This is a genomic window from Flavobacterium sp. (genome assembly GCF_046317795.1).
In the GTDB taxonomy this organism is placed as follows: domain Bacteria; phylum Bacteroidota; class Bacteroidia; order Flavobacteriales; family Flavobacteriaceae; genus Flavobacterium.
In genome coordinates, this window is record NZ_JBKCVI010000204.1 from 1 (window position 1) to 12239 (window position 12239).

12 protein-coding genes and 1 tRNA gene are annotated in these 12239 nt (G+C 33.6%); 10 read left to right on the forward strand and 3 right to left on the reverse strand.

Annotated features, from left to right (window positions below):
* From ACK5ON_RS11845 to ACK5ON_RS11890, 10 genes are all read left to right on the forward strand, one after another.
* A partial coding sequence (locus tag ACK5ON_RS11845; RefSeq protein ID WP_409822736.1) for a UDP-2,3-diacylglucosamine diphosphatase occupies positions 1-433 on the forward strand: 433 nt, incomplete at its 5' end.
* A gap of 106 nt (positions 434-539) precedes the next feature.
* Positions 540-1580 carry a glycosyltransferase family protein gene (locus ACK5ON_RS11850; protein ID WP_409822739.1) on the forward strand — a complete coding sequence of 347 codons (1041 nt, stop codon included), beginning with the start codon at positions 540-542 and terminating at the stop codon, positions 1578-1580.
* Positions 1580-2929, forward strand: a complete 1350-nt coding sequence (locus ACK5ON_RS11855; RefSeq protein ID WP_409822742.1) for a GH1 family beta-glucosidase — start codon at positions 1580-1582, stop codon at positions 2927-2929. Before ACK5ON_RS11850 ends, ACK5ON_RS11855 begins: the two co-directional genes overlap by 1 nt.
* Before the next feature lie 399 nt (positions 2930-3328).
* A tRNA-Ser gene (locus ACK5ON_RS11860) sits at positions 3329-3413 on the forward strand.
* A gap of 250 nt (positions 3414-3663) precedes the next feature.
* The gene (locus tag ACK5ON_RS11865; RefSeq protein ID WP_409822745.1) at positions 3664-4908 is read left to right on the forward strand and encodes a site-specific integrase; all 1245 of its coding nucleotides are present in this window, start codon (positions 3664-3666) and stop codon (positions 4906-4908) included.
* 77 nt (positions 4909-4985) lie between these two features.
* Positions 4986-5834 (forward strand): RteC domain-containing protein, encoded by an 849-nt coding sequence (locus ACK5ON_RS11870; RefSeq protein WP_409822748.1) that lies wholly within the window; start codon positions 4986-4988, stop codon positions 5832-5834.
* Between the two features lie 108 nt (positions 5835-5942).
* Complete coding sequence (locus tag ACK5ON_RS11875; RefSeq protein WP_409822751.1) at positions 5943-6230, forward strand: helix-turn-helix domain-containing protein; 288 nt, start codon at positions 5943-5945, stop codon at positions 6228-6230.
* Between the two features lie 222 nt (positions 6231-6452).
* Positions 6453-7094: a transcriptional regulator gene (locus ACK5ON_RS11880; RefSeq protein ID WP_409822754.1), complete on the forward strand. Its 642-nt coding sequence runs from the start codon at positions 6453-6455 to the stop codon at positions 7092-7094.
* A gap of 78 nt (positions 7095-7172) precedes the next feature.
* Complete coding sequence (locus ACK5ON_RS11885) at positions 7173-7781, forward strand: ATPase (protein ID WP_409822757.1); 609 nt, start codon at positions 7173-7175, stop codon at positions 7779-7781.
* A gap of 10 nt (positions 7782-7791) precedes the next feature.
* A complete protein-coding gene (locus ACK5ON_RS11890; RefSeq protein WP_409822760.1) occupies positions 7792-8445 on the forward strand; it encodes a hypothetical protein in 654 nt (217 codons plus the stop codon).
* Positions 8446-8453: 8 nt separating this feature from the next.
* Here the strand turns inward: ACK5ON_RS11890 and ACK5ON_RS11895 are convergent, their stop codons facing one another.
* The 3 genes from ACK5ON_RS11895 to ACK5ON_RS11905 form a co-directional block, all read right to left on the reverse strand.
* Positions 8454-9479, reverse strand: a complete 1026-nt coding sequence (locus ACK5ON_RS11895; protein ID WP_409822763.1) for a hypothetical protein — start codon at positions 9477-9479, stop codon at positions 8454-8456.
* 10 nt (positions 9480-9489) lie between these two features.
* Complete coding sequence (locus ACK5ON_RS11900; RefSeq protein WP_409822766.1) at positions 9490-10185, reverse strand: PP2C family protein-serine/threonine phosphatase; 696 nt, start codon at positions 10183-10185, stop codon at positions 9490-9492.
* A partial coding sequence (locus ACK5ON_RS11905) for an ATP-binding protein (RefSeq protein ID WP_409822768.1) occupies positions 10185-12239 on the reverse strand: 2055 nt, incomplete at its 5' end. The genes ACK5ON_RS11900 and ACK5ON_RS11905, both read right to left, overlap by 1 nt.

Here is a 12239-nt window from a genome sequence, read left to right on the forward strand (position 1 = left end):
CTTTTGCAACTGGGTGTCGGTAAAGATGGGCAAGGGTAAAATCTCCCTCTCCAAGAATATTAAGAACAGTGTAAAATCGGCCGTTAAATTTATAAACGACTTCGAAAAGACCGCCGCCGATATTGCCATATCCAATGGCTACGACTATGTCTTGTGCGGTCACATACACCAACCCGAAATGAAAACCATCACCACGCCACACGGTCAAGTAGAATACCTCAACTCCGGCGACTGGATAGAAAACCTCACCGCATTGGAATACAACAACAAGGCGTGGACACTCTACAAATACAACCCAGAGGAGTTTAACGAAAAAGGGGATGAGCATGAAGAAGACAAACTAGTCCTAATGGAAACCAACCAAATATTCCAAGAAATGCTGGGCGGGTTCATGCAAAAAGACGACACCGTAACCCCTGTCAATTTTAAATAATGAAATCGCCATAAACAAGAAGTTTGCGTAAGCAAACACCAATGAAGATGGAGCGATTCCTCCCGATAGCTTCGGGAGACCTTAAAAAAAACAATATAATCCACTTATGAAAATACTATATGCGGTGCAAGGCACCGGAAATGGACACATTACCAGAGCCATAGAAATCATACCTTATTTGCAACAAAAAGGAGAAGTGGACATCTTAGTGAGTGGCATACAAGCCGATATCGAACTTCCGTTTGAAGTAAAGTACAAGTTCAACGGATTGTCCTTTATTTTTGGCAAAAAGGGAGGCGTTGACTTTTGGAAGACTTTCGTCAAATTGAATTCTATCAAACTACTCAAAGAAATCAAAAAAATCAACTTGAAAAGCTACGATTTAATCATCAGCGATTTTGAACCAGTATCCTGTTGGGCAGCTATCAAAGCCAAGAAAACCTGCATCGGTTTGAGCAACCAAGTCGCTACCTTACATCCATTAGCACCCAAACCCAAAAAGCAGGACATCATCGGTAAACTGGTGTTGCAAAACTATGCACCGACCACCTACAATTATGGGTTTCATTTCAAACGATTGGACGGTACTATTTTTACACCCATCATCCGAAAAGAAGTGCGGCAATTAGTCCCCACCGATGAAGGGCATTATACTGTGTACCTTCCGTCCTATGACGATGCACATATCATCAAGCGGCTAGAAAAACTCAACACCGTAAACTGGCAAGTATTCTCTAAACACAACAAGAAAAAAATAACGTTAGACAATATTACCATCGTTCCCATCAATGGAGATTTGTTTTTAAAAAGTATGGCTTCCGCCAAAGGGGTTTTGTGCAATGCCGGTTTTGGAACAGCGAGTGAAGCGTTGTTCCTAAAAAAGAAGTTAATGGTCATCCCGATGAAAAAGCAATACGAACAGTACTGCAATGCCGAGATGCTCAAAGAAATGGGAGTACCAGTGATTAAGAAATTCAATGCCGATACACTTCCTAAAATAAAGAAATGGCTCGAAAACGATACCATTGTAGAAGTGGATTATCCTGATAACACCGAAGAAATTGTTAACCTTATTGTTGAAAACCATGCGGGCAGCAAGAAGATGGACACTGGCTTTGAATCTAGCAATTACAATTTATTCCAATAATGATCAATAAAAAGGTCGCTAAAGAAGATTTTGGCACAGACTTTCTATGGGGTGTGTCTTCCTCGGCACTACAAACCGAAGGCGCACACGATAAGGATGGCAAAGGGAAATCTATTTGGGATGTTTTTGTTACCCAAAAAAAGAAGATACTAAACAACGACACCCATTTTGAAGCAGTCGATTTCTATACCCATTACAAGACCGATATTGCGTTAGTCAAAGCAATGGGAATTCCTAACTTTAGGTTTTCGCTATCATGGAGTCGAATTCTGCCTATGGGCACTGGAGCAGTCAATCAAGCCGGTTTGGATTTTTACCACGAGGTTATCGATTGTTGTTTGGAACACGGTATAGCACCTTTTATCACGCTTTACCATTGGGACTTACCACAAGCACTCGAAACGCAAGGCGGATGGACAAACAGGGCTATCCTACAATGGTTTGAAGAGTACACCAAGGTTTGTATTACTGCATTTAAAAACAAAGTACGCTACTGGATGGTGCTCAATGAGCCCATGGTTTTTACAGGTGGTGGTTATTTTTTAGGCATACATGCTCCAGGGAAAAAGGGGTTTAATAACTTTATCCCAGCCATGCATCATGCGGTGTTGTGCCAAGCTATAGGGTATCATACCATTAAGGCATTGGCACCCGAAGCCCAAGTAGGGACAACCTATTCTTGTTCTTATATAACGCCCTATTCTTCAAGTCCCAAAGATAAAAAAGCAGCCCATAAGGTAGATGCGTTGCTCAACCGACTTTTTATTGAACCCTCTTTAGGATTAGGATATCCAACCGACGCACTTTGGTTTTTGAAGAAACTCAAAAAATACAAGCATCCAGGAGACGATAGTTTAATGAAAGTACCCTTTGATTTTATTGGCATTCAAAACTATACCCGAGAGGTGATTGCGCATTCCTATTTTACTCCCTACATCAAGGCAAAAATCATCCCTGCCGATAAGCGCAAGGTATTTTACACCGCTATGGATTGGGAAGTTTACCCCGAAGCGATTTATGAAATGATCATGAAATTCGACAGCTACGACGGAGTAAAAAAAATACTCATTACCGAGAACGGCGCATCCTTTCCCGATGAGATTATTGATGGAGTTATCGACGACCACCATCGCAGTCACTTCCTAAAATCCTACCTAGAGGAAGTGGGCAGAGCTAAAAGAAGTAGCGCAAAACTTGCGGGGTATTTTGTGTGGTCGCTCACCGATAATTTTGAGTGGGCAGAGGGTTTTAAACAGCGCTTCGGATTAATTCACATTGACTACACTACCCAAAAAAGAACGGTTAAGAATTCGGGCTGGTGGTATAAAACGTTTTTGGAAGAACAATAAATGATTTGTCTTTTCTTGATAAGCGGGAACCTGCCTGCCGTCAGGCATGGGATGGGAGATGGGAGATGGGAGATGGGAGAGGGAAGATTGAACCTGCCTGCCGTCAGGCATGGGATGGAAGAGGGAAGAGGGAAGAGGGAACCTGCCTGCCGTCAGGCATGGGATGGAAGCGGCTTTACGACTGGTTGAGGACTTCACTAATTAGAATTGTCTTTTATAGATTAGATTTATTTTGTTGGCAATGAAGAATGTTACAGTTACTTATTCCTAATCAACACTACTGTAATGAAATAGGGAGCGGAATAAAAATTAAGTAGACATTTTAGCCAAAATCTTTTTGCAAAATGAAAAAGGTTGTTATATTTGCATCCGCGTTACGCAAGTAGGCATCGACTTAAAGGAGAAATGGCAGAGTGGTCGATTGCGGCAGTCTTGAAAACTGTTGACTGTAACAGGTCCGGGGGTTCGAATCCCTCTTTCTCCGCTGGTTAATTCACAAAACCTAACAAAACCCTTTAAATCCTATGATTTAGAGGGTTTTTTAATTTCCAACCTATCCAAATTATTCAAAGTTTCTCATTTTAAAGGTGTACTATTCGGGGTACTTTAAAATTATAAATTCCTTGTGCCCCTATCTGCGCGAAGCCCTTTAAAAACAAGGAGTTCACTAAATGAACATCTTGTTTTATGTTGATAGATTTTTTAAATTTCTATTAACTTAAAGGTTACCAATTATGAATGCTACAATTTCAATTCTCTTTTATCTTAAAAGAGCTAAAGCCAATGCACAAGGTCTAGCACCAATTTTTCAAAGAATTACAATCAACGGCAGACGTTTAGACAACAGTACTGGAAAGTTTGTTGATCCAACGAAATGGCATCCCGAAATGTCAAAAATGCGAGGAAATGCAGAAGAAGCTCGTTTAATAAATGGACATCTTGACAATTTGAGAACAAAAATTCTGATTGCTGAGAAGGAATTAAACAAAAAAGACATTCCTGTCAATTTGGAAACATTAAAAAATATGCTGCTTGGCACCAAAGAACGCCAGCGCCTAATTGTTCCAATCTTCGAGGAACACAACAACAAAATAAAAGAACTGCTTGGCATTGAATATGCTCCAGGAACCTATGAGCGTTACCAAACCTCTCTTAAGCACACAAAAGATTTTCTAAATTGGAAATATAATATCTCCGATATTGATATAACAAAAATTGACCATGCTTTCATCACTGATTATGAATTTTACTTGCGTAGCGTTAGAAAATGCGCCAATAACACCGCAGTAAAATACATCAAGAACTTCAATAAAATAATCAAGCTTTGCTTGGCCAATGACTGGTTAGATAAAAATCCATTTGCAAATTATAAATCCAAAGTCAAAGAAGTGGAACGAGTTTATTTATCTGAAGGCGAAATTCAAAACATCATCAACAAAGATTTCAAAACCGAAAGATTATCACTAGTGCGTGACATCTTCCTTTTTAGCTGCTTTACTGGTTTAGCTTACATCGATGTAAAAAACCTCACAAAATCGCATATAAGCATTGGTATTGATGGTGATAAATGGATATTTACCCACCGTCAGAAAACAGAATCCGCTTCGAAAATTCCTATATTACCAGTAACTCAAATGATTATTGATAAGTATGCAGACCATCCACAAGCAATAAATGAAGAAAAGCTTTTACCAATTCTCAGCAATCAGAAAATGAATGCTTATTTAAAAGAAATAGCTGCTGTTTGCGAGATTGAAAAAGAATTAACCTTCCACATTGCCAGACATACTTTTGCAACGACTGTAACGCTTACAAATGGCGTTCCTATTGAATCCGTAAGCAAAATGCTAGGACACAAAAACTTGCGAACAACACAGCATTATGCAAAAGTCTTGGATAAAAAAGTTAGTGAGGATATGAAAATACTCCGCGATAAATTTTCATTAACTCCAACCCAACAGGAGCAAAAAATAATATAAGATTAACATTAGATTTTAAGTTTTTAGGTTTATTTTTTTGAATCACATCAAAAATATAAACCTGAAAGCCTTAAAAAATGAGCACAAAATTCAAACAAATGTTATTCGAATTAACGGAACAATTAAACTTTATCAATCTAGAAATGGATGACTCAATTGCAAAATCAGAAAAATCACTTGAATTAACACTAAAGGCAATTGATAATCTAAAAAAGCAATTTCTTAAAAATAAAACAATCAGCTCTGATACTGAAATTGATTTCTTTAAGAACATAAAACCAAAGTTTACATCATTGTCAATCTATCATAATGCAATTTTTAAAATAGAAACTAAGATGCCTCATGGTGGTGACTTCATCACAAAAAAATACCTCAATAAAGAATTAAAAAAACTAAAACGCTATTTTGATAATAATTTAGACTTCTATAATTATCACAGAACTGGAAGTAGTTTTTTAGATTTCAAATACTTTATTAGAGGCAGTCATGATGTAAAATTGAGACTAGACAGTTTCTATTTTGAAGCAGATCATAGTTTCTCAACATCGCATGATTTCAAGGTTGCTAAAATACTTGCGCATGATTTAGTACAGGTGTACATAGAAACCAAAATTCTTAAAATGGGTAAAAAGGAACACAAAGAAAAATCACAACATGAACCGAAAGGGAAAATGATTTGGACAGGCTCAAAAGTGTCTTTAACCGAAATAATGTACGCATTTCATACCAAAGGTGTTTTCAATAATGGTGCTGCCGAGTTAAAAGAAATCGCAAGTTATTTTGAAGAAATATTCCATATTGATTTAGGACAATACCGCAGAACTTTCCTTGAAATACGGGAACGCAAGTCAGATAGAACAAAATTCATAAACGCCTTAGAATACGAATTGTTGAAACGAATGGAGGAAACAGATGAAACATTTTAATCCTAATTTTTTCATTTTAAATAAAATCGTACCCAACGGGGTTCGTGTTGTGATTTTATTCAAATCAAAACACACAAATTTGCACCATAACAATTTAAAATTATCAAAATGGCAGTAGAAATTATTACACGAGAAGACCTCAACGAATTCCGTTCACTTCTCCTAAGCGATTTAAAAGAAATAGTTAATGCTAAAGAAAAACAGCAAAAGCAATGGCTAAAATCTAGTGAAGTCCGAAAGCTTTTAAATATTTCGCCAGGCACGTTGCAAAACTTCCGAATAAATGGAACACTTACTTATACCAAAATCGGTGGTACAATGTATTACGCTTATAACGATTTAGAAAAGATAATGGAATGCAACAAGGTAAATGCTTTACCTACGCTTTTCAAATAAGAACGAATCTTAACCGTAAAACCTATGAACTACATAAAACACCTAACAGGCTTTTTTAATAAAATTGCTGCCGAAAACAAGCTCAATCCAACCCACATTTCGCTGTATTTAGCCCTATTTCAATGTTGGAACGTAAACAGGTTCAAAAATCCAACAGGTATTTCTCGTGAAGAAATTATGAAAGCCAGTAAAATAAATTCAAATGCAACCTATCACAAGTGTATGAAAGAATTACAAACACTTGGTTTTATTGAGTATTTACCAACTTTCAATCCACATTCAAGTTCCAATGTAAACATGATAAATTTTTCTGAAGAGGCTAAAACCAAAACAAAGCTTGAACCGCTTACCTATTCAAATAATGAACCTGTTCAAAAAACAACCTTGTCAAAAAATAACAAAGCTATTGAACAGGTTAATGAACAAGCCTATATATATAATAATAAACAAACATATTTAAACAATTTAAACATAGATATTGGCACAAATTCAAATTTTTTAGAAAATGAAAATTCAATTTTTGAAGAAAATAATTTTAAAAACTTTGAAGAAAAAAAAGAAGAAAAAAGTTCCGCGAAAAAAGAAGAAAGAAAAAATTTAAATTCAATCCTTCCATCGCTTGAATTGACAATAGAATATTTCTTGTTCCAATCAAGCACAGAAATCGAAGCAAATAAATTCTTCAATTACTATTCCAGTACTGGCTGGTTAGTTGGTGGTAAAACCAAAATGCGAGATTGGAAAGCAGCTGCACGAAATTGGATTATGAACCAGGATAAATTTAAAATCAAAACACCAATAGCACAACTGATGCCGCACAACCTCAACATCGCAAATAATAAAAACTATGCAGAACCATTGTAATCTAATGCCGTCTATTCGAGTGTTTTTTGTGTAATAAAATGGAATAAAAAATGTATCGAGAACTTCAAAATCATAACAATGACCAAATTCAATTACCCAGAAATAATTCAGTGGCTCGAGCAAAAGGGTAAACAAAACTATGGGGATAACTTCAAAATCATAGAAGATGATATTCCCATAATCACAACACTTTTGGTTTATTTTTTAAATGATGAAATAATGGCAAAAACTATCGAAATCGACCTCAACAAAGGTATTTTACTTTCGGGTCCAATAGGTTGCGGAAAAACATCTTTAATGAATTTGATGCGATTCGTTCCGGAACAAGAAAGAAAGTTCATATTGAAACCAACTCGAGAAATTAGCTTTGAGTTTATCAAAGAAGGCTACGAAGTAATCCAAAGATACAGTTCGGGAAATAAACTCCAAAACGGCATTAAAAACTATTGCTTTGATGATTTAGGTACCGAAAACAACCTCAAATACTATGGCAACGAGTGTAACGTAATGGGAGAAATTTTGCTGAGCCGATATGATCTATTCATAAACAAGAAAATAATAACTCACATCACAACCAACCTTTCCGCTTCTGAAATTGAAGCAGCTTACGGCAATCGTGTTCGTTCTAGATTAAGGCAAATGCTTAATCTATTAGCATTCAATCCAATAACTAAAGACAAACGTTAATCCAAAAACGATGAAACAAATAACAAAATTCTGGAACTGGTTCCAAGACAACGAAGAAGCCATCAAAAACGCCTTACTTCTCGGTATCAATACCAAAGAAGTATTTCACCACCTCAACAGGAACTACCGTTACATTTCCAAAAGAATCGGTTTTCTAATCATTAGTCCATCAAACAACCAGGACAAATACACCATTATTTTCACGGCGGATGGGTATCGAAAACTTTTTCCTAAAATCATGGCTTTAGAAGACCAAGCACCTAAGCTGCAACATTTCATTCCGCAAGCTTTCATCAAACCTATTCAAGACAAAACACTTTACCTATCAGTTAAAGACGAACCCTATATTTTTAAAAAGTACAAAATAAAAATAAGCCAATTATACATGGCATTAGTCGATTACAATATAACAACCAAACAACTAAAAATTAACCTCTATATTCCATCCTATGATAGAATCAAAGAGTTTGACGAAATAGAAATTGACTTGAAATACATAGTCATGGAAGTAATAGGTGAAATAGCATTCAGAAAACATATCAAAAGCATTGATTTTCTTGAATTACCCGAAGCAATCCATGGTCTTTTAAGTCTGATTGAGCTTCCAGAGTATATTGATTATTTGTATAAAATAAACTCTAGACATAAAACGAGAATGATTTAAGGTAATAATTATCTAAACTTAATAATTAATTTTTCATTATTAAAACTAACAGTTACATCTAACCATCCATTAAAATATTTACATTTATTAATTAATTTTTGAAAATCTAATTTTGAAGTTTGAACAATTGAAAATATTATTGAGGAATTTTTAAATTCCATTTTTAGATTTTCAAATATATATTTTTCATCTACATTATCTTCAATAAAAGTCTTAATTGGATCAATGGTGTCAATAATTCCAAGCAGATATAAAAACTTGAAATTATTAAATTTCAGTGGTTTAAAATTAATTAGATTATTTAATTCATATTTTGAATATAAATCATTTTGTTTTTTACTAGGCATCCAGATATTATGAGTTGCAATAGCGCTTGCTGCTAATTTATATTGTTCTTCTAATGCTTCTCCCCAAAACAGATTATCTTCATGTGCCTCAGCTTTTTTCCGTCTAATTTTAATTAATCTATCATAAAGCATTAAACCTCCGAAAATACCATGATCAATTACTTTCCCTTCTTGAATTCTATATGCAAAATATTTTTTACAACAATCCATCAATATTTTTGAAACATTAAAATGCTTTTTTTCGAATAAAATATGTTCTATATTGAAATTGAAATATAATTGTTTTAGGTTTTTATTATCATTAATCAATTCAGAATTTTTTTCAATATGATATGCATTATCATGGTATAACGAAATTAAAAACCAGATAAATGGAAAAGTGTTGTATCCAGGAGCATTTATTCCTAAATTGAATTTTTCTTTTAGTCCTGTATTGTAATATATTAGAAGACCTATAAAAAATACTGAATTAATATGATTAGGATATCTGATTTCTGAAAAATCATTTCCAATTGTATCAAATACTTCTACTTTTCCACCACGCTTGAAATATCGAAAAATAAAATCAACATGTGATATATTATTTTCTAAAAATGGGTTTTGTAATTCATTTAATTTATTAATGTCATAATAGTAATCCCATTCACTTCTTGGCAAATCTTTAATATGTTCAAGAATAGTTTTCATATCATATTTTTTATATTATAATAGCCATCATCGAAAAGTTATCTTTAGCATCATTTCTGCACAACGTTTCTATTTGATTGACACCATCTTGAAAAGTGGTTGCTGAATCAAAAACACTTTTAATTTGGTAAGAGTTTAATATATCTGAAACACCGTCAGAGTATATAATAATTATATCTTTAGGAAGTAGATTATTGACCAAATGACAATCAATAATACTTTCTTTGATACTACCAGAAACAGAACGAGTTACAACGTGTTTATAACGCTCAATATTATTAATGATACTTCCATTATTAATCATTTGATTTATTAAAGTATGAGAATGTGTTTCAAAAAGCAATTTATTATTTCTTAAGTGAATGATTTTAACGTCACCAACCCAAAATAAAAAAGCTTTATTTTTTAAAATAATAGCACCGCCCAAAGTTGCTCCAATTTTAGCATTTAAATCATCCGACTTTTGCTTTATTATTAGATTAGACTTATTGACTGCTTTTTGAATTTCTTTTTCACTTATATCATTTATTGTAGAAAGATAAGTATGAATATTCTCTGCTACTAATTTTGAAGCCACATCTCCATACTCATAACCTCCCATGCCATCAACTACCATGTGCAAAATACAATCTGGATTAATTGATTTTGAAAACAAATAATCCTGATTGCTTTTTCTTTTTCCTTTATTTGAAAATGAATAAACCATTAATGATCTCCTGTTGCTTGTTTTGTAGCTCCTCCATGTTTTGTAACTCTAGGTCGAGTAGAAATTTTTATTGGCTTTAACGTAATACTTTGTTCAGATGCTTTTGTTGACCATAAAAAACCATCACCAGGTTTCAATATACTCATGTCAGAAGGTGTTAAACTACTCAATTGAGTTATTGACTTTTGAATATGTTTAAGCCATTGAGGACTATTGAATTTATGTAATAAAACTATACTACTAAGTTCAATGATTTCATTTGGTAAACTTGGCGGGTCTTGACTGGCAATCATAATACTTACTCCCTTGTGTCTCATTTCTCGTATAGCTGTAACTATATTTCCAGTAAGATCTTTATTATCCATATACTTGTGAGCTTCATCAAATACAATAAATTTATTGAAATGTTTGTCATTATAAGTTTTTACTCCTGAGAATATATTAAGCATTATGACAAACAATCCAAGTGCCTCATCTTTAACAATAAACTCATCTCTTAAGTCAACAATAATTAGCCTTCCCGGTTTCAAAATATCCCGTATATAAAAACTGTCATCAATATATTCTCTAGCAAAACTTAATTTTTGTCTGGCTAATGCTTTTTGACTGTTTGAGAGTAGTTCTGACGATTCTACACTTTCGCTCAAACCTTCCATAGTTATGTTTCTCCTCTGTTCTCTCATCAAGGATTTCAATTGTTTAATATAGGCAGAATCATTTCCTACAGCACCAAGCAAGAACATCCAATCTTGAACATTCAACTCCATTGAATTAAATGAAATAGGTTTAATTTCAATTGAAGGATATTCCAATCGTCTTTCTTCTATTTTATCTCTTGGAGTTAATAAAACTACATCTTTTATTGAATCAGGCTCTGCACCAAATTCTTCTTTCAATTTTTGCAATTCAGTTCTTTTATCATTTGGATATATCATTGAGGTGAATTCTGGCTCATAATCCATGCTTTCACTATAATGAAAAATAACCCCAGCAAGTGGTGATGGTAAAACATTGATGTTTGAAAATTGTTTTAAAACCATTTCAGATATAGTACCAATAGTATAACTTTTTCCTCCTCCTTGGACACCAAATAAACTGATTGTGTTGGTTTCACTCAAATCGATTGCAATTTTTTTATTCTGAATACTCTTTCCTAGAATACCATATTGTGGACTTTCTGAACTTTTCCCAACAATAATATCATAATCTGGAGTTATGTAGGTATTAGTTAAACTTCCATCCTCTGTGTTTGCTTCATTAACGACTCCTTTTGGACTATCCGGTTTTGGGTCTTGAGGAATATCTTCATCATTAAAATCATCGTCCAAACCATCATTACTATCTTTCCTGTGAGACTCATTAGATTGGGAAGAATCTTTTGATACTTCTTTTGTTTCATTAGGTAATTTAACAGTTGAACTTGCTTCCTTTTGTTGTTTAATTTTAGATTTAAACCTTTGTAGAAAAGGTTTTAAAGCTTCATTTGTTCCAAGAGCATTTCCTAATTCATTATCAAATTCTTTCTCTTCTAATCGTGTAGTATTTAAATCAGAATCAGGATCTAAAATGTCTTCGATTAGTTTAGCCCCAAAAGTGAAAAAAGTTAGACAATCATCAACAACTTCTTTCTCATGTCTTTTAGAAAATGAAAAATCAAAAATAAATCCTAACTGATTAAATTTTAAACAAAAACCTTCATCAAGTGTTTGAAGGAATGAACAATAAGTGTTATAGGCATTGTCGGAAAGATAATTATAACGATAAGCTCTTTCAATATAGAAACTTAACAATGTTTTAAACTCTTTATTTTTTATCTCTCTATCCAATCGATCGACAGTAGTAAAATTGTTTGGATCAAAATGATGTCTTATAGCCAGAATAGTGTTTTCTATCTGCTCTTTCATTTTTAATTTCAAATCTTCTTTCTCAGACACTACTATAGACTTTCTGCATTTGATTTCGATAATAGAAATTGATATTTCACGTTTATCTTTATCAATTGAGAACAACAAATTATCAGCTCTACTTTTTGAATTAGAAGAAAGGTTTTCAAA